Source organism: Cellulosilyticum sp. WCF-2, from assembly GCF_003990395.1.
In the GTDB taxonomy this organism is placed as follows: domain Bacteria; phylum Bacillota; class Clostridia; order Lachnospirales; family Cellulosilyticaceae; genus Cellulosilyticum; species Cellulosilyticum lentocellum.
In genome coordinates this window covers 1290453-1315583 of the sequence record NZ_CP034675.1, presented here as the reverse complement: position 1 = coordinate 1315583, position 25131 = coordinate 1290453, and the positions used below count along the sequence as shown (strand labels likewise).

Annotated in this window: 19 protein-coding genes and 3 rRNA genes; 2 read left to right on the top strand and 20 right to left on the bottom strand. The window is 36.2% G+C overall.

Annotated elements, in window-relative coordinates:
* Positions 1-64: 64 nt before the first annotated feature.
* From EKH84_RS05800 to EKH84_RS05710, 19 genes are all read right to left on the bottom strand, one after another.
* Positions 65-1144 carry an ABC transporter substrate-binding protein gene (locus tag EKH84_RS05800; RefSeq protein WP_127065543.1) on the bottom strand — a complete coding sequence of 360 codons (1080 nt, stop codon included), beginning with the start codon at positions 1142-1144 and terminating at the stop codon, positions 65-67.
* A gap of 229 nt (positions 1145-1373) precedes the next feature.
* The gene (locus tag EKH84_RS05795; protein ID WP_127065542.1) at positions 1374-2195 is read right to left on the bottom strand and encodes a hypothetical protein; all 822 of its coding nucleotides are present in this window, start codon (positions 2193-2195) and stop codon (positions 1374-1376) included.
* Between the two features lie 112 nt (positions 2196-2307).
* On the bottom strand, positions 2308-2565 hold the full coding sequence (locus tag EKH84_RS05790; RefSeq protein ID WP_127065541.1) for a hypothetical protein: 258 nt from the start codon (positions 2563-2565) through the stop codon (positions 2308-2310).
* Positions 2566-2674: 109 nt separating this feature from the next.
* Positions 2675-5574, bottom strand: a 23S ribosomal RNA gene (locus EKH84_RS05785).
* Between the two features lie 618 nt (positions 5575-6192).
* A complete protein-coding gene (locus tag EKH84_RS05780; protein ID WP_190283498.1) occupies positions 6193-6885 on the bottom strand; it encodes a YkgJ family cysteine cluster protein in 693 nt (230 codons plus the stop codon).
* A gap of 462 nt (positions 6886-7347) precedes the next feature.
* Positions 7348-8088 carry a LytR/AlgR family response regulator transcription factor gene (locus EKH84_RS05775; RefSeq protein ID WP_127065539.1) on the bottom strand — a complete coding sequence of 247 codons (741 nt, stop codon included), beginning with the start codon at positions 8086-8088 and terminating at the stop codon, positions 7348-7350.
* Between the two features lie 9 nt (positions 8089-8097).
* On the bottom strand, positions 8098-8700 hold the full coding sequence (locus tag EKH84_RS05770; RefSeq protein WP_127065538.1) for a hypothetical protein: 603 nt from the start codon (positions 8698-8700) through the stop codon (positions 8098-8100).
* Positions 8681-9670: a flotillin-like protein FloA gene (gene floA, locus EKH84_RS05765; RefSeq protein ID WP_127065537.1), complete on the bottom strand. Its 990-nt coding sequence runs from the start codon at positions 9668-9670 to the stop codon at positions 8681-8683. Before floA ends, EKH84_RS05770 begins: the two co-directional genes overlap by 20 nt.
* Positions 9667-10179 carry an NfeD family protein gene (locus EKH84_RS05760; protein WP_013655532.1) on the bottom strand — a complete coding sequence of 171 codons (513 nt, stop codon included), beginning with the start codon at positions 10177-10179 and terminating at the stop codon, positions 9667-9669. Before EKH84_RS05760 ends, floA begins: the two co-directional genes overlap by 4 nt.
* Before the next feature lie 157 nt (positions 10180-10336).
* Entirely contained in the window at positions 10337-11167 is an 831-nt protein-coding gene (locus EKH84_RS05755; protein WP_243118643.1) for a sensor histidine kinase, read from the bottom strand.
* A gap of 513 nt (positions 11168-11680) precedes the next feature.
* A complete protein-coding gene (locus tag EKH84_RS05750) occupies positions 11681-12301 on the bottom strand; it encodes a YhbD family protein (RefSeq protein ID WP_127065535.1) in 621 nt (206 codons plus the stop codon).
* A 23-nt stretch (positions 12302-12324) separates the two neighbouring features.
* Complete coding sequence (locus tag EKH84_RS05745) at positions 12325-13062, bottom strand: hypothetical protein (protein WP_127065534.1); 738 nt, start codon at positions 13060-13062, stop codon at positions 12325-12327.
* Between the two features lie 327 nt (positions 13063-13389).
* A complete protein-coding gene (locus tag EKH84_RS05740) occupies positions 13390-13581 on the bottom strand; it encodes a helix-turn-helix transcriptional regulator (RefSeq protein ID WP_127065533.1) in 192 nt (63 codons plus the stop codon).
* Entirely contained in the window at positions 13553-14266 is a 714-nt protein-coding gene (locus EKH84_RS05735) for a DUF6773 family protein (RefSeq protein ID WP_127065532.1), read from the bottom strand. The genes EKH84_RS05740 and EKH84_RS05735 overlap by 29 nt, the downstream gene beginning before the upstream one ends.
* Positions 14267-14615: 349 nt before the next feature.
* Positions 14616-14733: ribosomal RNA gene (rrf, locus tag EKH84_RS05730) — 5S ribosomal RNA — on the bottom strand.
* Positions 14734-14878: 145 nt separating this feature from the next.
* Positions 14879-16404 (bottom strand): 16S ribosomal RNA (locus EKH84_RS05725).
* A 332-nt stretch (positions 16405-16736) separates the two neighbouring features.
* Positions 16737-17423 (bottom strand): peptidylprolyl isomerase, encoded by a 687-nt coding sequence (locus EKH84_RS05720; RefSeq protein ID WP_127065531.1) that lies wholly within the window; start codon positions 17421-17423, stop codon positions 16737-16739.
* Positions 17424-17474: 51 nt separating this feature from the next.
* Entirely contained in the window at positions 17475-18152 is a 678-nt protein-coding gene (locus tag EKH84_RS05715) for a YczE/YyaS/YitT family protein (protein ID WP_127065530.1), read from the bottom strand.
* Positions 18153-18216: 64 nt separating this feature from the next.
* Positions 18217-20850: a glycoside hydrolase family 9 protein gene (locus tag EKH84_RS05710; protein WP_127065529.1), complete on the bottom strand. Its 2634-nt coding sequence runs from the start codon at positions 20848-20850 to the stop codon at positions 18217-18219.
* Positions 20851-21245: 395 nt separating this feature from the next.
* Between EKH84_RS05710 and EKH84_RS21890 the strand changes: the two genes are divergently transcribed.
* On the top strand, positions 21246-21401 hold the full coding sequence (locus EKH84_RS21890; RefSeq protein WP_190283497.1) for a hypothetical protein: 156 nt from the start codon (positions 21246-21248) through the stop codon (positions 21399-21401).
* Positions 21402-22042: 641 nt separating this feature from the next.
* On the opposite strand, the gene EKH84_RS05705 is transcribed toward EKH84_RS21890, so the two are convergent.
* Positions 22043-24115 carry a TIM-barrel domain-containing protein gene (locus tag EKH84_RS05705; protein ID WP_243118642.1) on the bottom strand — a complete coding sequence of 691 codons (2073 nt, stop codon included), beginning with the start codon at positions 24113-24115 and terminating at the stop codon, positions 22043-22045.
* Between the two features lie 117 nt (positions 24116-24232).
* On the opposite strand from EKH84_RS05705, the gene EKH84_RS05700 reads away from it, so the two are divergent.
* Positions 24233-25129 carry an AraC family transcriptional regulator gene (locus tag EKH84_RS05700; protein WP_127065527.1) on the top strand — a complete coding sequence of 299 codons (897 nt, stop codon included), beginning with the start codon at positions 24233-24235 and terminating at the stop codon, positions 25127-25129.
* Positions 25130-25131: the final 2 nt, after the last annotated feature.

The following is a 25131-nucleotide window of genomic DNA, read 5'->3' as shown; positions in this document are numbered from 1 at the left end:
AGTTGTAATAAAGCCCACATAGGATATCCCAATGTGGGCCATAATTTAACCTTGTCTACTAGAACTATTGAGCACTTGTAAAAATATCTTTAAATTTATCTAACCACTCTTGTTTTTTCTCTACTACAAGTTCTTCATCATCATAAATTAAATTAATATTTTCCAATTTTTCAAGCCCTGCTGGTGCTGGTACATCTTTTCTTACAGAGCGGCGATTAAGTTGCTCAATTATAATGGTTTGTGCATCTTTACCTGTTACAAAATCAATGAATTTCTTTGCATTTGCCATATTTTTAGCATCCTTAATAATATAAACACCATCTGGTTTAGAAATAACGCCCTCTTTCATATAAACGAGCTTAACGGGTGCACCGTCAGCTACATATTTAGCTCCACCTTCCTCAAATGTAAGCCCTACTGTATATTCTCCATCAGCTACACCCTTATATACTGCAGAAGAACCACTTAGCAATTTGCCATCTAAGTTTTCACATAATTTTTCTACATAATCCCACCCATCTTCAGGATTACCATTTCCCATTGCATAAAGCATATTAATCAAATGTTCATAAGAAGATGAAGATTTAGACGGATCACAATGTGCAATTTTCCCCTTTAACTCAGGATTTAATAAATCTTCATATCCTTCTATTTTAATATCACCTATAAGATCTGTATTTACCATAATAACGCTAGGAATATTAGTAAAACGAGTTAATGGTCCTTCAACATTCTTCATATTATCATAAACATATTCTTCATTAATGGATTGATAGTTTTCAAATAAGTCTTGTTGAGGCTTCATTGTAGAAAGTGAACCACCCCAGAAAATATCTCCAAGGGGATTACCTTGTTCAGATTCAACTCTCTTTAGAAGTTCTCCAGTACCAGCAGCTACTACTTCCACAGAAATACCTGTTTGTGTTTCAAATTCACTTACTAACGGTTCAATAAATTCAAGTGGATGTGGACAATAAATAACTAAGTCCTTGGTTTCTGGATCCGTTTGTTCCTGTTGTATAGCTTCTGTTGTAGCTTTCTGTTCAGGTTCACTACTTGTGGTTGGTGTACTGGTACTTCCACCACATCCTACCATTGAAACAGCCATCATAATACTTGTAACTAGCACCGCAAATTTCTTCATATTACTTCCCCCCTAAAATATTATTTATTGATTTTATTTTAAATTTTTTACCATTTTATCTCAATCCCAAAAAACCTTTAAAATATCCTTAAAACTGAACACATTAATCTCATAAATGGTAGTATGCAAAAAAAAGACATCTTTTCAGATGCCTTTTAACTTGCTTTTTGTTCTGTTTGCATGTTGCCTTCTTCTTTTGAAACTAAGTTGCTTATTATACCGTGTACAATTATTTACTATTTTTCCCTCTCAAATCAATCTTTACCCACTTGACATCTTCATGTGTTTCCTGAATTATTTTATTTAATGTATCATTCTTGTCTACAATAGATTTTTTATCTTGATGTATATCAATGTATGAAATCGTATTAGTTAAATGATTTAATGGTATATCCTCTCCTTGCTCCAGCACATTTGACTCAGGCATTTTTTCATCACAGTACATCTCATTACCTGGAATAGACTCCTTTTCAATTTGCTGACTTCCACTCTGGTTAGCCATTAATAACTCTAAGTCAGGTAAAATATTTAAAATTTGTTGTATACGTTTATCAAATATTTGTCTGTCCATTGGTTCATTGCAATAATCACTATAGACTTTCATTTGATATTCAAATAGACATTTTTTCATTGCATTTAAAAGCATTTCATTTACAGCACTATTGCTACCTTTATCAGATAAAATTTCTGTATATATAATGATAATTTCTTCATTATTAGTTAGTGTCTTATTTTGCAAAAGAATCGGTGTATTTAAAGTACTACAGACATACTGTTTATGAGTCTTTTCTAACTCTTCAATAGGAATAATAACTTTTATCTCTGGTGCCAAGGGATATTCATCATAATCACCTATGCATATAGGTTCATCACCTAATTCGACGCTTCCCATCCCCTCAAAACTTACCTTTACCCAATGTGTATGTCTTCTCTTCCTTAAATTATTTTTCATATCATTCATTCGTATCATCAATTTAGCTAACTTTTTATTGGTAATCTGCAAAGAGCCAATGGCTACTTCATTTGCTGACTTTATTACAGATATTCTCATTTTATTTATCTCCTTACTGCTCCATCATTCACTCTTTGTTATACAAAGTTTTCCATTTTATATCTTAAACTATAGTTGTTTTACAGTAAAGAAGTAATCCGGTCTAGATTCACTAAAAAACAGCCTCATTTACTAATTCAATAAAACGTTTAGTTACTGCAGCACCTTCGGCACATGATACAACTGATTTTGGTTCAAATAAGTTTGTGGCTTTATCGGCTTCTCTACCACTTACTTGATTTTTATCTGCAGCTAATACATTCACTTGCCCTACGCTCAAAGCCACTGCTGGTGTAGGCACTATAGTAAAAACGTGTTTCTTGATACTTTTCTCTTGCTCATATAACTTGGGATACTTAACTATTGACATAAAGCCCATTTACAAGAAATCATAGTTTTTTACAAAAAAAACACCCTTTCGGGTGCTCTCTTCTCATACTCTCAAAAACAAATACTACAACTATTTAACCTTCATTATCTAGGTCAAACCCTCGAACCGTTAGTATTGGTCACCTCAATGTATTACTACACTTACAGCTCCAACCTATCTACCTCATAGTCTCTAAGGGGTCTTACTCCTTTCGGATGGGAAATCTTATCTTGTGGTCTGCTTCACGCTTAGATGCCTTCAGCGTTTATCAGATCCAGACTTGGCTACTCTGCTATGCCATTGGTATGACAACAGATGCACCAGTGGTCCGTCCATCCCGGTCCTCTCGTACTAAGGACAGCTCCACTCAAATTTCCTGCGCCCACGACGGATAGGGACCGAACTGTCTCACGACGTTCTGAACCCAGCTCGCGTACCGCTTTAATGGGCGAACAGCCCAACCCTTGGAACCTGCTTCAGCTCCAGGATGCGATGAGCCGACATCGAGGTGCCAAACCTCCCCGTCGATGTGAACTCTTGGGGGAGATAAGCCTGTTATCCCCGGGGTAGCTTTTATCCGTTGAGCGATGGCAATCCCACTTTCATACCACCGGATCACTAAGTCCTACTTTCGTACCTGCTCCACCCGTCGGTGTCGCAGTCAAGCAACCTTATGCCTTTGCACTCTTCGAATGGTTTCCGACCATTCTGAGGTTACCTTTGAGCGCCTCCGTTACTCTTTAGGAGGCGACCGCCCCAGTCAAACTGTCCACCTGACATTGTCCCAGACCCGGGTAACGGGCCATGGTTAGAAGTTAAGTATTACAAGAGAGGTATCCCACCGGCGACTCCACCTAGACTGGCGTCCAGATTTCTCAGTCTCCCTCCTATCCTGTACATGTAATACCCAACCTCAGTATCAAGCTACAGTAAAGCTCCACGGGGTCTTTCCGTCCTGTCGCGGGTAACCAGCATCTTCACTGGTACTACAATTTCACCGGGTGCGCTGTCGAGACAGTGCCCAAATCATTACGCCTTTCGTGCGGGTCAGAACTTACCTGACAAGGAATTTCGCTACCTTAGGACCGTTATAGTTACGGCCGCCGTTTACTGGGGCTTAAGTTCAAAGCTTCGTCCTTAGACTAACCTCTCCCCTTAACCTTCCAGCACCGGGCAGGCGTCAGCCCTTATACATCACCTTTCGGTTTAGCAAAGACCTGTGTTTTTGTTAAACAGTTGCTTGGGCCTATTCTCTGCGGCCTACCTAAGTAGGCACCCCTTCTCCCTAAGTTACGGGGTCATTTTGCCGAGTTCCTTAACAACGCTTCTCCCGTCGGCCTTAGGATTCTCTCCTCATCCACCTGTGTCGGTTTACGGTACGGGTACCTATCACGCAATAGCAGCTTTTCTCGGCAGTGTGGATTCAGCAACTTCTCTACTTTTATTTCGATCCCCATCATACTTCATCCTCGCCTAACGGATTTGCCTATTAGGTGCGACTTTGTGCTTGGCCCAGGATACCATTCCTGGGTTTGCTTATCCTCCTGCGTCCCTGCAGTTCTGATAATAGGTAGTACTGGAATATGAACCAGTTGTCCATCGACTACGACTTTCGTCCTCGCCTTAGGTCCCGACTTACCCAGAGCAGATCAGCTTTACTCTGGAAACCTTGGATATTCGGCCTACAAGATTCTCACTTGTATCTCGCTACTCATTCCGGCATTCTCACTTGTAATTACTCCACAGCTCCTTACGGTACTGCTTCTGCGTCGTTACAACGCTCCTCTACCAATCCACTATTGTGAATTCCATAGCTTCGGTGGTGTGTTTTAGCCCGGACATTTTCGGCGCAAGATCTCTCGACTAGTGAGCTATTACGCACTCTTTGAATGAGTGGCTGCTTCTAAGCCAACATCCTAGTTGTCTTCGAAATCTCACATCCTTTTCCACTTAACACACACTTGGGGACCTTAGCTGATGGTCTGGACTGTTTTCCTTTTGACCACGTGTCTTATCACTCGTAGTCTGACTGCTGACGGTATCTTGATGGCATTCTTAGTTTGATATGCTTCGGTAAGCTTGTGGGCCCCCTAGGCAATTCAGTGCTTTACCTCCATTAGACTCCTATCAACGCTAGCCCTAAAGCTATTTCGAGGAGAACCAGCTATCTCCGGGTTCGATTGGAATTTCTCCGCTACCCACACGTCATCTCCACCTTTTTCAACAGATGTGAGTTCGGACCTCCATTACCTTTTACGGTAACTTCATCCTGCACATGGGTAGGTCACCCGGTTTCGGGTCTACTAACAATGACTATTTTGGCGCCCTATTCAGACTTGGTTTCCCTTCGGCTTCGTACCTCCTGGTACTTAACCTTGCCACAGCTAGTAACTCGCCGGACCGTTCTACAAAAAGTACGCGGTTGCGCATCATATGGCGCTTCCACTGCTTGTAAACATAGAGTTTCAGGTTCTCTTTCACTCCCCTCCCGGGGTTCTTTTCACCTTTCCTTCACAGTACTATGCGCTATCGGTCACCGAGGAGTATTTAGGCTTGGGGGTGGTCCCCCGGCTTCCCACAAGGTTTCTCGTGTCTCGTGGTACTCTGGATACTGCTAGGCTTCACTTGGATTTCGCTTACGGGATTATCACCCTCTTTGATGAGACTTTCCAGACTCTTCAGCTATCCGCATTCTTGCCATGACGCAGTCCTCAACCCCAGATTACAAGTAATCTGGTTTGGCCTGTTTCCCTTTCGCTCGCCGCTACTTAGGAAATCGATGTTTCTTTCTCCTCCTGAAGGTACTTAGATGTTTCAGTTCCCTTCGTTCCCTTCCTATAGTTATGTATTGGCTATAGGATGACAGAGGTTTGCTCTGCCAGGTTTCCCCATTCGGATATCTACGGATCAAGGTTTATTTGCAACTCCCCGTAGCTTTTCGCAGCTTATCACGTCCTTCATCGGCTCTCGGTGCCAAGGCATCCACTCTACGCTCTTAGTAGCTTGACCTATTTAGAGACAGTTGATGAAACAAGCGATCTTCTTGTTGAATTTACTGACTCTCACACCCGGAGGGTGTTTGTTTGTACAGCGTTCAACTTTATCGAAGCCTTATTCCACGACTTTCTCTGGTCGTTTCGTGCCTTGTTAATTATCATTTCTGATAAAAACAAAGAATGTTTTAAGTCATTTCTGACTATATCGGTTAAATTGTAGATTTTACACCCTGACAAACATTTTTGCACTAATGTGCGTGTACATTTATCGTTAGGCGCAAGTTATATTGCTATAACTTACAAATCTATAATTGTTGTAGTATTTGTTTTTCAAAGTACGATGATTACTTATTAAGTAATCTTTATTTTGTCGCTATTTATTGCTGACGACTTGTATAATATTACACCACTGCATTACATAAGTCAACACCTATTTCTATTTTTTTTAAATTACTTTATATATGTATTCATCTCTTAAGCTCGCCCTACTTTACTACTTAGCTATTTTTAATATTATCTAGTTATCTTTTATCAAAAATCTAATTATAAAAAATTTATCTTTATATCTTGTTCCACTAATAATACCGTTGTACTTTGCTAATCTATAATTCCTAATTACAATGCTAGATGGTTATTTTGTTTTTAGTATTTCTTCAATATAATAAGGTAAAAGCTTCATTTGATGATCACTGGGGACTTTATTAAATAAACAATCGAGGAGGTATCGCTCCCATTCATCATGTTTCATACCACCCTCTACATAAAAACTCTCCTTACATTCTGTCGGATTAGAATATACACGGTAGCTCCAACATCCTCCAGGTCTTACAGGGTAAATCATACAACTTCCTTCTTCTGAAAGCATTGGACAAGGTAGATTAAGAGCAAAGTAATCTGCCATAAAATGATAGATTTCTTTTTCTGCTGTTCCAGATATATAATATTTATTCTGATCTGTATCTAAACCACTTGCTTCGATGCAGTTCTTCCATTCCTCTACTTTTTCTAAAATACTTTCTTTAATCTCTGGTGCAAATTGACTCATATAAATAGCAATAGCTTTTGCTTCTGTGGGAAGCACTTGAATAGCTTGCTTACAGCATGCACTACATCCCACAATGCATACACAATGTATTCCTGTTTCTTGTTCAACCTGATCTAACTTACTTGTAACCTTTCTAATCTCGTTACTTATCCATTTTGTTAGAATCTTATCATCGATACTATTAGGTAATGTTATTAATCCTTGTTCTTTAGCTACTGCTACTTCCTCCATAGATTTTTGCCAAAGCCTATCCATTTTTTCTCCCAAATGCTCACGCATTTTATCTCCTCCTGTAATGGTCATCATTTATTGGCCTTTTTGTATGTATGATTTATCCTTTAGTTGACACTACTTCTTATACAGATACAGTACTTAATAAATTACTTTATTCTTCTATTCATATCTTGGTTATGCAATGAAGTGTACAAATGAATAAATTAGAAGTATAAGTAGTTTATTTCTAGTATAAGCAAATGTCTTTATAATCACAATATTTATAAAATATTTAAAATTTAATTTTACAAAACTTTATTTTCAAGATATGTACTGATTAGTATTTCTTATGAAACATTCATTCCTTTTAAATATGTAATTACTTTTTTGAACCCGATCATCACTATTAATCTACAAATTTATAGCTTATCGTTCTATGGTTAAAACAGAAAAAGTGTGTATCTCATAGTTTTAGTTCACTACAAGGTACACACTTTTAGGTAAAACAACGTTTTTATCATAGCTATTTTAGAAAAAACGCTTTTTAATCTCTTCATACTTTTCTGCTGTTAGAAGTGCATCTTTATCTATATCTTTAAACTTTACAATATAAGTCCAACGTCCATAAGGTTCAATCTTAGTAATTTGAGATAAATTAATAAGATATGATTTATGACTACGTAAAAATTGATCTGGTTCTAACTTAGTCTCTATATCACTTAAGCTAGCTGTAGTGGTAAAAGCATCCCCTTTAGTATAAATGACTGTACTGCTATTTTCTCTTTGAACTAAAATAATGTCATTAATATCCACAAAACTCATACTTTCTTTACCCTTTACTAACAGTTTATTAAGACCTTGTTCATATTTAACGATTTTATCAATCTCTTCGTTTCTTTGTGGCAATTTAAGTGCTTTAATTCTCTCTAACGTTTGACTTACTCTTTCCACATTAAAAGGTTTTACTAGGTAATCAAAAGCGTAGACTTCAAAGGCATTGGACATAAATTCATTATGAGCTGTGGCAAAAATAATTTTAGTTTTAGGGTCTAAATCGGCTATTATTTTAGCACATTCTAGACCACTCCCCCCATTAATTTCGATATCTAGAAATACAACCTCTGGTTTTTCCTTAGTAAACAGCGAGATAGCCCCTAGCATTTGATCACTTTCTCCTACCACTTCAAAGCCATCTACACGCTCAATAATCTTTCTTAAAAGCGTTCTTATACCTTCTTCATCTTCTACAAGTAGTACTTTTATTGCCATAGCTCCCCCTTATCTTCTATGTCTTTTCTTATACTTTGGTTCTCCTAAAACTTCTGCCCATAAAATAGCTTCTCTTAACTGCTGCTTATTAGGTCTAGAAAAACTACTTGTTGGCATCTGCTCAGATACTGTAGTCAACTTCTTTACCTGAGTCACAGGTAATGGTGGTGCTTCAAGTTCTGAATGTGTTTTCTTTTTCTTTACGAGCTTCTTCTTCGTATGTTTCTTAGGACCACTTTCCTCTTCTAAGACATACTGGCCTTCGAATTCTTCTAAAATTCCCCTATTATTCTCTTCATCATCTTTATGCTGTTTATCATAACCATTCATTTTATCCAATTGATTTTTACTATCATATACCTTTTCTCTATTGATCTGAATCCTGTTATTATAGTTATCTACCCTATCTAGCTGATTCTGACTATTGTAACTAGCTACACTTTGCAGCTGATTGCTATCTTCATTATAGAGACTCCTATAACCATTAGCAGACTTCTTTTGATTACTCACATTATTCTTTTCCCCACTTATGGAGAAACTGTCTTCTAGTTGACGTCTCAGCTCCCCTTCTAGACCTAGTAAAGCTCCTAAATTAACTGTTGAAGTTGCCATCCCTATTACCTCCTAAAGGGCTTTCCTTTTCCTTTGTTTTAGAAAGGGCAGCTCTCATCTCGGTGTCTGCTTTTAGATTTTGCATATCGTAGTAGTCCATAATACCTAACTTACCTTCCCTAAGTGCATAAGCTAGGGCTTTTGGTACTTCTGCTTCTGCTTCTACTACATAAGCTCTCATTTCTTGTTCTTTAGCCACAGCCATGGCTCTTCTTTCCTCTGCTTTAGCTTGAGCAATATTTTTGTCTGCTTCTGCTTGAGAAATTTGAAGGTGTGCACCGATATTTCTACCCACATCTATATCTGCAATATCGATAGACAATATTTCAAAGGCTGTTCCTGAATCTAATCCTTTGCTAAGTACACGCTTTGAGATATCATCTGGATTTTCGATAACTTCTTTATGAGAAGTTGCTGAACCAACAGTGGTAACAATACCTTCACCAATTCTAGCAAGTACAGTTGCTTCTCCTGCCCCACCTACTAATCGTTCAATATCAGCTCTTACTGTTACTCTTGCTTTTACTAAAAGCTCAATACCATCTTTAGCTACAGCTGATACATTAGGTGTTTCAATCACCTTAGGTTGAACACTCATTTTAACTGCATCTAATACATCACGACCTGCAAGATCAATGGCTGCAGCCTTTTCAAAAGGTAATTCAATGCCTGCTCTTTCTGCTGCAATAAGTGCATTTACTACTTTATCTACATTACCACCCGCAAGGTAATGTGCTTCTAACTGATTAACGCTTAAACTAATGCCCGCTTTAGTGGATTTGATAAGTGGTAAGACAATTCTAGAAGGTACAACACGTCTTAGTTTCATACCTATCAGGTTAAAAATACTTACCTTTACATTAGCAGCTAGAGAAGATATCCATAACCCTACTGGTATAAAGGTAAAAAAGAAAACAATAAATAAACCAATAACACCAATTAATACAATTGTTCCTACTAAATTACTCATTTCTGTTCCCCACTTTCTTCTATGGACTTAACCATTAATTTTGAACCCTTTACCTCATAAATCTGGATTTTTGTTCCTACTTGAATATACTTACCTGCTGAAATCACATCAAAATCTATCCCATCAAAGTTTCCCATCCCCGATGGTCTAAGATCTGTAGCTGCAACTCCTTTTTTGCCTAGTAAATAATTTAAATCACTAGAGCTAATATAACCCTTATCTTTATTTTGCTCCTCATTTAAAATAATTGGAGAACGTAATTTTCCTTTGGATAAAAACCACAATATTCCTGCTAGCATAACACCTAAAATTGCTAATATAATAACTGCTAAAGTTGTACCTTCTTGTAAACTATCTGCTGAAATAATAACGCCTACTACAAGGCATATACTACCCAATACACCTGGCATTGAAATTCCCGGATGAAGCATTTCGATACCAATAAGAATAAAACCTACTAAAAATAATGCTACACTTATTAAAGTAATGCCATCTAGTAAATTAACCACCTACTAGCCCCCCTTTCTTTGACTCATTTATTTGTTTCTATATTAATCATAGCCTATTCTTAAATTAACTACTATAAAAAACCTTCAAGTTATACACTTTCGCCTTTATCCTGTCATTTTTTATTATTTATATCTCACTATGAATTAATCTTAAATTTTAACTATTTACCTCCTTAGGCAATTGAATTTGAAAGCTTGTCTTCTCCTCAGTTGATGTAACATGAATAGTTCCTCCTGAGGCTCCTATAATCTTTTTCACAATATATAGTCCCATTCCATGACCTACTTCTTTCTTAGTCGTATAGCCTTGTTTAAAAATTTGCTCTAACTGATTATTGTCAATGACAGGTCCATCATTACAGATATTAAATAAGTAGCATTCACCTTCTTCATTAATATCTACAATCAAATGCCTTTCACAAGTTTTTAAAAGAAGGGCTGTTATACCATTATCGATAATATTAGCAAGTACTTTGCAAAGCTCCCAAGGTTCTATCTTAAGGTGTCTTAAATCTGTTTTTATATTTAAGGTCATATGTACCTTGTTCTTCTCTGCTACTTCTAGTTTGGCTTGTAATAATGCATTAATGGCTGGTTGGGCTGTTTTTAAAGCTCTGCTTACCTTAATAACTTCATTAAATACCGGCTCCATATACCTTTTAGCCTCTTCATACTCCTCTAATTCTATTAAGCCATATACCACTTGAAGATGGTTTAAATAATCATGCCTTTGCACTCTTAATGTAGTATTAAGCTCTTCTAAGTTTTTCATACTTTCTAGTAGATCCTCATTTCTAAGTCTATTAGCATAAAGAACACCTACTACTGTAGCTAAGCTATTAATAAGAGCAAGACCTACTACCAAATATAAGGAAAAACCTACATTTTTCCAAGCCCCTTCCCCCTTATTAATCCACATACTTAGTACTAAAATAATTTGCATGAGATTAACAAAAAGTAACACACCTATAACTTTTTTTATATTCAATTCATTCCCTCCCATAAATACGCCTAGTATCATTATAGCATATACTCATCATATATAATGTCGCATCATGGTTGAAATAAGAGATGAAATGACTACTCATAAGCATAACTTCAAGGTATTTTTCGTGCCATTCTATGCATTGTTTAATCCTAGGTCTATTTTGTCCTACTATTGCATATGTATAGAGTATCAAATTACATGGAGGTCTACTATGCCTGATAAAGGAAAAAGCAAATCTAACTCTACTGCAAAAGGTAAATCTGCAGCTGCTTCTAAATCAAAAAATGATACTAAAAATGCAAAAAATACTAAGAAAAAATAATAAATAAGAGCATAATAATAATGAGGGTGTAATCCGTGTTATGGTTTATACCCTCATTATTATTATAGATGCACTAAAAGTCATTGGCCCATTCTTATCTATGACATTAACGTTCTAATTATATATAAAAACTCTATCTTTTAACTATGCTTTTCTCTATCTTTGAATTTCTTATATGAAGTAAATTTGACTTATACTAATTTTAAACTCATCTCACTTACTTCTTTTATAAGATCAATCTCCATAATCTTAACAGCACTACTATCTACTATCACTTCATCTTGATTATGACAGCCTACAATAAAGGAAATCCCAAACTTTCTAAAGAGTAGAAGCTTGCTTTCTTCCTTATACAGTTTGCCAAAGGCTTCACTTAACATAGCCCCCAGCATTTTTATTTCATCTACTGTAATAATGGATTGTAACAGATACTTTTCTATAACTGCTAAAATAATAAGTTCCTTTTTCTCTACTTCTTTTATATCCCCGAATAAGCTATTAAATACTTCTCTAGCGGCAGTGCTTATAGCTTCTTTTGCCATAATGTACTCTATGTCAAATACCTTTTCACCCTCTTCTTTATTAAACAAGGCAGCTATTTCTTCTAATGAAGTTCCATCCTTCATAGAAAGAATTAATTCTATACGTTCTAGAATTTTATCTCTTCTAAAAAAAGTCTCTTGCCCTGTAGTCGAAGATTTCTTAATAAACCAATCCTCTGGAATAATATTCATGCGTTTCCATCTATATAACTGTCCATATGAAATATTTGTTAAATCTAATAGCTCTTTTTTTGAAATCAATTCTTCCATCGCTCTCACCTCTGCCTTTCATTCTAGATTTGATTAACTGTATCTACTATTGCTTCTGGATCAACATCAATTTGGTCACTGTATTCCACTACACCAATTCTACAGCCTTTACCAATTTTAATATTTTTACCTCTTACTACTTTAGCTTCACAGTTTTCCAGAATAATTTCATCGCCTTCAATAGTACTAGCCACAACTTTATTTTCCTTTAAAATTTTAGGCATAAAAGGTCCAAGGAACTTTGTTACACTCTCATACCCTTGTCTAATTCTTACTCTAGCAGCTCCAACCTCATTTAAAACAGATGTTCCTACAGCTGTAAACACCAATACTTCACAGTTTAAGAATTTACCACAGTTTAAAACCCCTTCAATCTCAATCATTTCTCCTGCAATATCTTCTTTTACTTCTAAAAAGCCTTTTCCTTTAACTGTATTAGCTTTCAAACATTGTTCTATTTTAGTCATCCCATTAACACGAAGTTCCTCTGACAACTCTACATTGCCCTCACACTTTAAAACCCCTGATACATCAATATTTTCGGCTAAAACATTACCTTCTACCTTACAAGTACCTGATACCCCTAACATCTTTGTTTCAAGCTCTCCTAAAAGAGTCCCAATACCTGAAACTTGAAACTTTTCGCTTTTTACGCTTTCAGTAAATTTACCACTTCCAGCTATGCTAACTTTATCAAACTCACCTCCCCCATAGGTTCCTAGGCCATCGATTTGAATTGAATGAAGTTTACTATTTTCCATTTCCATACCTCCGTAACATTGTTTTATTATTTAAACAAATATTAGCATAACATTGTTGCGTTGTCAATTAAAATTAGATTAACGTTGTAAAACTCTTTATCATCATTTTTTAATCTTTTATACGAAAAAGAGCGTGTTTAGTTTCCAATTGCTAGAATTACTAAACACGCTCAATATAGCATTTGATCACATATCAAAGCTATTGTTGGTTCTCTATCATTTATTTAATTGTATTAATGTTTGAATAAGGTCAAGTCTGCTTCCTTTAGTATATCTCTATATACTCTTCTTCGGAATATCTATATGAACCTCTCCTATATGAGCTTTTTACATCCAAAATAACTCATCTAAAGTCTTATGAAGCTCTTTACAAATTGCAATACACAGGTTTAACGACGGATTATATTTTCCTGCTTCTATGAGTCCTATGGTTTGCCTTGTAACACCTACGGCTTCTGCCAATTGCTCCTGAGATAGGTCACATTCTATCCTAGCTATTTTCATCTTTATATTCTTCATATTCTTCTCCATCTAAACATTCAGCTTTTCTTACTTCTTGGTCTGCTTTCTTTTCGCTTATAGAAATCATTAATTTCATCATGAAATAAAAAAGAACTCCCCAACTTACTGCCATTCCTACTATCCATAAAAATCCCCAAGGATTAAACATATTATCTTTAATCATATGAGGTCCCCCCATTATAATTCCAAAGAATAAGGCTCCTATACAGGTTCTCTTTTTGAATTCTTTTATTCCAGTCTTTGCTCTCTCTTTTCCGCCCCAAATTAGTAATCCCTTTTTAATAACATAAACAGTTATAATCATAGCAGGTATAAACCATACACCCATGTAAATAGATAATATATCTATATTTTTAGGAAAAATGAGCATTAGTATAAATTCTCCTATTATCAAAATAAAAAAACTTATCCCATAACATTTCGATATGACACTTTGTTTCATTCGTAAAGTCTGCTCATCTCTTGCTTTTTGGAATAATAAGCCTCTAACACCAAGACTAATTAACATATATCCTAGAGTTATTGGAATAACAAGTATCTCTATAATATACATTGTTATTTCCTTTGTAAACTGCCATTTAATGCATATCCCTAAGATAAGTAATACTAATGTCAAAAAATACATGGGACTTAATATTTTGTTGGTTTGATTTATAATTCTTTCATCTTTTAACTTTTTCATTACATCTTCCCCTTTATAAATGAATGATACTCTATGACAAATATATCTAACGCAACTATAATATATTTATTACAAAATGTCAAATATATATTGCATTTAAAAAATACTTCTTAAGGTGTCGACTTGAAATGTAATGCATATGGCTATTATAAATTCAAAAATTTAGATGTAGAATACTACACACATACAATAAAAAAGTAGCTAAGATATATTAAAAAAATCCTCTTAACTACTTATAGTTCACCATACTTAGCATACCTTAACTATTAATATAGAATCAAAAAAAGTCTTTGAAAATACTAGCTATATCATAGCTCCTTATTTTCAAAGACTTTTTGACAAATAAAAAATCTGGCAATCACCTACTCTCCCAGTCAGTCTCCCAACAAGTACCATCGGCCGCTTAGGTCTTAACCTACGTGTTCGGAATGGAAACGGGTGTTTCCCCTAAGCGCATCATCACCACAAATTTATTAGAATTCAATTTTACACTAGATCTTAAGCAACACCTCACCGCCGTTTCACTTCGGTTCGGTGCTTTGATAGTTACATCTAGCGATGAACTCTCAAAACAAAACAGTAACTATTAAACCAGCAATTCTTATTCCTTAGAAAGGAGGTGATCCAGCCGCACCTTCCGATACGGCTACCTTGTTACGACTTCACCCCAGTTATTGGTTTTGCCTTAGACGGCTCCCTCCCCGAAGGGTTGGGTCACCGGCGTTGGGCCCCCCCAACTCCCATGGTGTGACGGGCGGTGTGTACAAGACCCGGGAACGTATTCACCGCGACATTCTGATTCGCGATTACTAGCGATTCCAACTTCATGTAGTCGAGTTGCAGACTACAATCCGAACTGGGACTGCTTTTTTGAGGTTTGCTGACTCTCGCGAGATCGCTTCCCTTTGTAGCAGCCATTGTAGCACGTGTGTAGCCCTAAACATAAGGGGCATGATGATTTGACGTCATCCCCACCTTCCTCCAAGTTATCCCTGGCAGTCTCTCTAGAGTGCCCAACTCAATGCTGGCTACTAAAGATAGGGGTTGCGCTCGTTGCGGGACTTAACCCAACATCTCACGACACGAGCTGACGACAACCATGCACCACCTGTCACTTCTGCTCTAGCAAGCTAAAGAAAGAGGCATTACCCTCTAGTCAAAAGGATGTCAAGTTTAGGTAAGGTTCTTCGCGTTGCTTCGAATTAAACCACATGCTCCACCGCTTGTGCGGGTCCCCGTCAATTCCTTTGAGTTTCAATCTTGCGATCGTACTTCCCAGGTGGAATGCTTAATGTGTTAACTTCGGCACCGAGACCCGTAAGCCCCGACACCTAGCATTCATCGTTTACAGCGTGGACTACCAGGGTATCTAATCCTGTTTGCTCCCCACGCTTTCGTGCCTCAGCGTCAGTTATGGTCCAGAAAGCCGCCTTCGCTACTGGTGTTCCTCCGAATCTCTACGCATTTCACCGCTACACTCGGAATTCCACTTTCCTCTCCCACACTCTAGTTCATCAGTTTCAGAAGCAGCTTAGAGGTTGAGCCCCTAAATTTCACTTCTGACTTAACAAACCGCCTACGCACCCTTTACACCCAGTAAATCCGGATAACGCTCGCTCCCTACGTATTACCGCGGCTGCTGGCACGTAGTTAGCCGGAGCTTCTTAGTCAGGTACCGTCATTTTTTCTTCCCTGCTGATAGAAGTTTACAATCCGAAGACCTTCTTCCTTCACGCGGCGTCGCTGCATCAGGCTTGCGCCCATTGTGCAATATTCCCCACTGCTGCCTCCCGTAGGAGTTTGGGCCGTGTCTCAGTCCCAATGTGGCCGTTCACCCTCTCAGGCCGGCTATGGATCGTCGCCTTGGTGGGCTGTTATCTCACCAACTAGCTAATCCAACGCGGGTCCATCCTATGCCGATAAAATCTTTACTATAACAATCATGCGATTGTCCATAGTTTATGCGGTATTAGCGTTCGTTTCCAAACGTTATCCCCCTGCATAGGGCAGGTTACCCACGCGTTACTCACCCGTCCGCCACTAAGTTCTAGGAGCAAGCTCCTATCACTTCGTTCGACTTGCATGTGTTAAGCACGCCGCCAGCGTTCATCCTGAGCCAGGATCAAACTCTCATAAAAAAGTTTGTCCGTGTAGTATCTCTACTACTGACTATTTTACTTAGTACAAGTTGTACTGATTCTCATCTCTTATTAGAGACGTAATGAATCGACTGGTTTATAGTTACTATTTTGTTTTCAAAGTTCATTTGTCATCAGCACTTGTTCTTGCTGACTTGTATTAGTCTACACCACTTCCTTACATATGTCAATAGTAAATTTAAATAAAAATAACAAACTATCAATATAACGCAAAAATAAGAGGAAAAAACTATTCTCAAGTACCTCTTGAACAAGTCTTCCTCTTATTTTTAATATCTAGTTAAACATCAATTCTTTTATATCCAATTTCTTTACTCTTCTATTTTAATAACTGGAGGCACATCTATACCATTTGTTTCTACTCGAATACTCTCTATAACTACATCCTCTATAGGTTTATCACTTGAGTCCGTTTCTACATTTCCAATTTCCTCTATTATATCTAAACCAGAAGTTACCTTACCAAAGGCAGCATAGTTGCCATCTAAACTTGGTGTATCTGCTGTCATAATAAAGAACTGACTTCCTGCTGAATCAGGTGCCATGGATCTTGCCATAGAGATGACCCCTTTGGTGTGTAATAGGGTATTTGCTGTATACCCATTATTAGAGAATTCTCCAGCAATACTATACCCTGGACCACCAGTACCTATACCATCCGGATCGCCACCTTGAATCATAAAATCTTTAATAATACGATGGAAAGTAAGTCCATCATAAAAACCATCATTGGCTAATGTTATAAAGTTGTTAACCGTATTAGGTGCCATATCTGGATAGAGTTCTAAAGTAACTGTTCCATAATCTTTTACTATCATTGTAACAATTGGAGTTGTTTGTATTGCCTCAACTTGGACTTTTTCGGTAGACTCACTACTATTATTGGCTTGATCTTTATTATTATCTACTTGATTGCATCCTGCACCAACTATAAGCGCTGTCATTAAAAATATAAGTCCAATTACATTTTTTAAATATCTTCTTTGAAATAAATTCATTTTTCCTTCCTCTTTCTTTAGCTTTTACGTTACTACCATTTTATTCCTTGCCTATTTGTTTTTCAATATAATTTTCCGAACCTTTATACCTATTGGTCTAGATTCCTTACTTAAAACACCTAGTTTAATTAATACTGGATTTAATAGCTTCATACAAGCTTGTAAAATAGGTCCAAACAATAACATAATACAAATTGTCCCCATACCAATAGGCCCTTGCACTAACCATGCACCTATCACAAAAAGTATCTCTAATAGGATTCTGCTATTTTGAATAGAAAGATGAAATCTTTCTTTTATAGCTAGCATAATATAATCTACAGAGCTAGTAGATATCTCCATTAAAATATATAATGCGCCACCTAGGGCTGCAATAAGTAAACCTATTAAAAACATAACGCCTTTATGCGAAGGTAGTTTTGGGCTAGTGAATCGATTAAAAAGTATCCAGCCCCATAAATCAAAAATGATACCATAGAGAATAGAGGTTACAATTGGCTTCCACTCTAAACTTCTCTTTTTTAAAATAGCACCAATTATAATAAGTGTGATACCTATTAAGTTAATAACCATTCCAAAACTAAACCCTAAAATTCTTGCAAGACCTATTGCCAAAGCATCAATTCCGCCCGTTCCTAAATCTGATAATAATAATATCCTTGCACCGAGGCCTATGGTGACTAACCCCGTAATAAAGAGAATGATTCTAACCGTCTGCTTTTTTTTCATTCTTCTACTCCACTTTCTTCTATCATTCCCTTTTATTTTGCGAAGAAGTCACATTTCTATACATTTACTTTGGTTCTTTGCCGCTAATTACTTCACCTTTATAGTAAATAACAATGTGGTCACTATTTTTATAGGAATAATCATTGCTTTGATCGTATTCTTTCCATTGATCATTAGTAATGCGAATACCAAGTGTTATCTTACCCTCTCCTGCTAGACTAATATCCTTATTATTAAAATGGATTTCTAAGTAATGGTCAGCACCGTCCTTTACTTGATCCATACGCATTATCTTTCCTGATATATTGCTATTCAAATTAATATACCATGGCTCTTTATTCATATCTATTTGTGCATTGTCGCACCAGAATTGCTGTTTATCTTGAGTGTCAGACGTGTAATAGTAGTGTATACTTAGGTCTTTTAAATCAAATTGACTCTCTTTCTTTCCTTTTATTTCAAGATTTAAGTTAATCGTGTTACTTTTGCTATTACTAGCATTCGTTTGTTTCAGTTCCACTTCACCTCCGTCTGTTTGTAATTTTTCCTCTCTATTATTTGAAGAATTTACATTTTCTTTAGCTGGATTGCTATTTGTTTTTTCTGTCGTCTGTGGTTTATTAACTAAAGGAGTTCCTTGTCCCGGCTCACTTCCAAAAACAAGTATGCCTCTATCATAAAGGGCAAAGTGTTGTGCCTGAGTTAATTGATTACTACTAGTACCTTTTAAGTCTATATATGAGTAATCCTGTGTATAATCCCACTTCCTATTACCGGTTATTCTAAACTGCACTTCTAATCTTTGCTCACTTTGTCCTCCGGGATAGAGTGTATGACCAATTAAATCAACTTCAACATAATATAAATGTTTAGATTCATTCCAAGGTAATACTTTAGAAATCATTACCTTGCCACTACTATTATTGTAGCTAGTTATTAAATCACTAGGTACTCCTCCTGCTTTTATATAGTTAGTTAAATCTAAAAAGTATTTAAAAGAAAGGTTATCTGTTACTCTAGCAGGCCAAGCTGTATGGTTATATACTAGAGCTTTTACCTCTATATATTGTTTTTCATTTTGTGAATCCTCTGCATTAATGCCGGCTTCTATATAAAGTTCTTCTCCTACTTTTTCAATAGCAGTCAAATTTTCTATTGGTGCGCCACCATATTTTTTATACATCTTAGCTAGTAAACCTGTGAAGCCTGCATTATAATCACAAGCTACTTCATTGGCTGTATAGTCACTTCTTTCATCCTTGTATTCATCATTTGCATTTGGCCCACCTACTAAAGCTCCAACTAAAATATGCCTATTTTGACTAGGTTCACCTGAAACATTATTCTCCCATCCACCATGAGCTGTTCGATGATGTGGATTTTTAGGATAATTCTCTCCATAGCCAATCATGAAGCTTCTCCCTGAACTACCAAGGGCATATTCTGCTTGGCTAAGAGCAAACGCCTGATAAATCTGTTGCTTTTCTTTACTACATCCTTCCCACTCTGAATAAATACTGGCTAAAAATGCTGTGGTTGTTGCATAACGCAAAGATCCCCATGTATCTAACCAAGCTAGGCCTTTAGGCGTATATTGTATTTTCTTCCCCTCTACTCCCACAGTCCAATAGTCTAGATTATTCTCGATGGCTTTTTTATAAAGCTCCTCCCCAGTAATGCGAGCTAATAATAAGGCGGCTCCATAATGTACGTCATCCCATGAATGTGCCCAGGTATAGTTAGCTGTATATATATCCCCACCTGCATAAAGGTCAGCATAGGTTTTGGCTTTCTCTAGATATACCTCTTCACCTGTAGCTAAATATAGCCATGCTCCTGCAAAAGCTAATTCATCATAGTAGCCACTCCATGATTTGTAGTAAGCACCGGCCACTGCATCATAGCCACTATCACCTTTCATTTCCTCTGCTAAAGCATATAAAGATTTTGCAGTCTTTAAGCACGTACTAGCATAATCTGAGTCCACTTTTTTAAATACCATACTCGATGCAGCTAAAGCTGCTGCCCCTTCCCCACAAACAGCAGAACCTGGATTATTGATATCAACCTTGTAGCTTGGTCTTTCCATTTGCAGGATTTCAGCAGCTCCCCAAAAAGCATGATCAGCGCCTCCATCCCCTACTTGAAAATAATACACCTCCTCTTTGGGGTAACATTTTATCAGGTAATCATTTACCCAACGTAGTTCTGATAGTATGTAGTCATACTGGTTTGTTTCCTTATAGACCTCCTCATCTTCAATAACAGACCAAGCTAACATTGTGGAGGTATAAGCCATAGGTAAATTAAACTTAACATGATCACCTGCATCATACCAGCCACCAGTTAAATCTAGACCTACATCCTTACCATCACTTAAACCAGAATCACCTCTCCAATTACATCTTATTTGCTCTGGTAAATCTCCTGAACGTTGTAGCTCATAGAATAAAATGGCTTTTTGTAAAGCTTCTCCATAATTGTAGTTACCCGTTTGAGAACGATATTGATTTGCTTTACCCACCTCTTCTTTGCTCTCGCCTTGTTTATCTATTGTATCTCTCTCTGTAATTGTTTCCTTTTCTGAGACGAGCACATCTGTACTTTTTTTATTAATGTCACTTCCGATGACTATTGCAATCATTAATACACATAAAATGCCTACGCCTAAAATGAAATACCTCTGTTTTATCTTCATCTTTCTCCCCCTTCTCTTTTTCTTTTTCAATCTAATCTTTTCCATCATTCTCTATAAATACTTTATATCGGCCTCTATATTTCCACTCATTTATCAAAATTTTTTAACTAATTATAATATATCAACATCACTTGCACTATTCAATTTATTCTTTTATCTAATGAGGGGAGAACATTGAAAAAGTATTTTTATTATCGCTATTTTGTTTGGTTTTATTCTAATTACAGCAACTTCTAGTACAATCTTATGCAAAAATAAGCCTTTCTCACAGGTTATTGTATTTTGGGATAGCTATTCAGATACTGGAAACACTAAGATCCTTACCTCTCAAATTACTCATTTACCGCATCCTCCTGAGGGCGCTTATATTAAGCCTTCAGATAAGTTTTATTGGAATGGTAGATATTCTATATGGTAAAGTAGCCGTAGAAATATTAGGGGAACAATTGAAGATTCCTTTAGTTAATTATTCTATTTGGGGCGCTACTTCCGGTAAGTTTAACTATTCATCTTGGTTAGATACATTAGGACCTACAGGGCTTTTAGGATAAGTTGAGAAGTTTAAAACAGATTTAAAGGGAAAGCTCGCCGATTCTAATGCACTTTACTTTATATTTATTTCAGCAAATGATTTCTATTATTATATGGACTATAATCAACCTGGAACCATAAGATAAGTAGCCGACTGGTCTATATCCAATATAGTAACTGCAATCCAAACTTTATCTGACCTAGGTGCAAGACATTTCTTTATTATTGGCAGTGCTGATCTATCACTTAATCCTTACGAAATCATAACGCAACGTATCGAGTCTGCTCAATTATTTACCTCCTATTTTAATAGTAAGCTGGCTATGTCACTGAATCAGCTACCACCTGCCAGGTATGCTTCTTTGCAAATTTTTGACTTAGCTAAATTTAATCTCTTGATTATGTCCAAAGCAAAACTTATGGCATAGATGAGCTTTATATCCCTTATCAAATGACTTTCCTGAAATAGGAGCACCGCATACCAATCCAGAGAAATATTACTTTTGGAATGAATCGCATTACTCGGCTAGGGTTAATGAACTTTTAGGTAAATATATGTATCAGCAGCTTCAAGAAGGCTGTTAATTTATTAAGCTACTTACTAAACAAAAAGATAGAACTTATTCGCTAAAAATGCTAATAAGTTCTATCTTTTAATTTATTAGTGTAAATTGAGAGTAAAGCTAAGTTCTGATTTATTACAAGTCACTTGTAACGCTTTATTTTCTTTACTCACCTTGATATGAGTAAAGTGAGCTGGATTATGATAATCCTTACTAAAACCATCATCTTGATAAAGCTCGTAAGAGGCTTCATCCTTTATAAAACCACATAGTTCTAGATGATTTTCATCTAATGCTTCTATATATTCTCCTCCACTACAGAGTGGTATGAAATGATTTGGCTTAATAAAGCATACCATTTCTTCAAGTTCTACTTGTATATAATGATGCCCCTTTTCCATGATTTTATAAGATCTATCTGTGAGGCTTTTGAATTTTATCATAAGCATTTCTTCTGGCAGATAAACATAACGTCCTCTTGCATTTTGTTCATAAACCGGAGCAACCATTAAGCTTTCTCCTACCATTAATTGATCTTCTACATTCTCGGCAAAGCTATCTTCTGGATAATCCATCATGAGGGTTCTAAAATAAAGTTCATTACGAAGTGCTGCCTTCATATACTCGCTATATAAATAAGGTACTAAACCATAGCGAATACCTATAATATTTTTAAAGCTTTCTAAATCTGTAAATTGATAAGCTTCTTGCTCTCTCGTTCCAAGTGCTGAGTGATTTCTCATAAGAGGGGTAAAGCAACCAAATTGTAGCCACCTTAATAATAAATCTTCTGTCGTATTCCCACCAAAACCACCGAGGTCTGCACCAGTATATAGTATGCCGCACATATTAAGAGATGGCATCATTTTAATATTTAAAAGTAAATGGCTCCACCATGATATATTATCACCTGTCCAAATACCACCATAACGGTGCATACCAATATAAGAAGCTCTAGAGAATAAAAGAATTCTCTTATCAGGTTCTAAAGTTTCAAAAGCTTCACCTGCTGCTCTTGTCATATTATAGCCATATAAATTATGCACCTTGTCATGACGAATACGCTGGTCTCCTACTTGATGATAAAAGCGCTGATAGTCCTTTGGATTATTCCCTGTGTGGGATACGGAATCTTTAAGGTCAAAATATTCATAAATACCAATATTATCTTTTTGTCTTATTTCATCTACCTTTTCAAAAGCTTCTTGTAAACCTTCTGGTGTGTAGAAAATAGCAGGCTCATTCATATCATTCCAAAAGCCCTCTATGCCTTCATCTAATAATATCTTATATTTTTCTCCAAACCATTTTCTTGTATCCTTATTTAAAAAATCTGGGAAATGAACAAGACCTGGCCAAACAGCAGCTACGAAGTCTTCTCCTTTTTCATTGGTACAAAAATAACCTTTTTCTACACCTTCTTCATAAACATCATAGCCTTTTTCTATTTTTACCCCTGCATCTACAATAGGTACCAACCGTATACCTTGCTCCTTTAATTCGGCAACAGTTGCTTTAAAGTCTGAAAAACCGTTAGGGTCAATGGTAAAGTCTTTAAAATTATCCATAAAGTCAATGTCCATATAAATGGCATCTAATGGAATATGATTTTCTCTGTAGCCTGCTACCACCTTTTTTAGATCTTCTTCGTTTTTATAGCCCCAACGGCTTTGCTGATAACCAAAAGCCCATTTAGGTGCTATGTAGCTTGGCCCAATAAGTTCTCTGAAGGCTTTGATAATAGCGGTGAAACTTTTTTCTTCTATAATATATAAATCAAAATCTTTACTTGTAACTGTTATCTTTAATTGATCTTTATGACTATAGCCACAGTCAAAAATCACCTTACTAGGCATATCAATGAATAATCCAAAAGTCTTTTCGCCTTTGATAATAAGAAAATTATGGGCCCCATATAAAGAGCTTTTCCCTTCATCGTGCATAGGATCATCACTGCAGTTGCTTTCATAGATATGGCCTCTTTTGTTGATACCCCTTATATTCTCACCAAGCCCATATAAACGGTCGTATGCATTCATATCGTATTCAAAAACATAAGCCTCTTCTGTTTCAGTTGCTGCTAAATAAGGAACTGTTCCTTCTGTAGGCGCTAATGTTTTTACAACTGCCTCTGTTTCTATAGGCTTACCATATATATAACGTTTAATCATCATTAGTTCCCCCTTGTTTACCAACTATTTCATATATGTTATTATAATATAAAAAATTAGGGATTTCTTGCAAAATATCCATTAAAACTAACACTATTCTGCTATGGAGGTACCAAAATGATTGTTAAAAAAGATTTAAGTTTAAAAGAAAATAATATCCATGGTGATTTTTTACTTCCTATTATGAAATATCACTGCATTGTTCCTGAACATTTTGCTTTACTCCCTCTCCATTGGCATGAAGAAATGGAATTTACACTCATACAAGAAGGAACTGCTCTTTATCACATCAATTTAGAATCCTATGAAGTTAAAGCTGGGGACCTCATTATCATTACCCCTTTTATTTTACATGACATTCATCAGCAAACGACTTCTTCTATGACCTCAGATACCTTTGTTTTTAATCTCAGCATGCTTAATCTGAAAACACCAGACGCTTGTTCTATTAAATATCTGTCTCCTATATTTGAGGAACAATACACCTTTCCCTACATTATTCATCCAGAAAACCCTAGCTATCCTAGACTTCTGGCTTTGTTTCATCAGCTTAATTCTTTCTATACAAAGCAAAAAGAAGGCTTTGAATTAGGTATTAAGGCTACTTTATTTGAATTTTTTGCTGTGCTTTTTTCCCATGGACTAGCACAAAAAAATTATAATGTTACCTTGAATAGCTCTCATTCGGAAAAGCTTAAATTAGTTTTAGATTACATTAGCCAAAATTTAAATAAACCACTATCTATTAAAGAACTGGCTAACATTTGCCAGTTTAGTGACTATTACTTTATGAATTTCTTTAAAAAATATACCGGTATGACCTGCGTACAATATATCAATATCCAACGTTTAGAGCTAGCTGCTGATTATTTACGTACAAAAAACCTACCTATTATGGACATAGCCTTAGAGGTAGGTTTCGATAATATTTCTTATTTTAATAAATTATTTAAAGCTAAATATCATGCGACTCCCAAAGAGTATCGTGCTGCTTGTAAAGCACTTCATTTTTAATA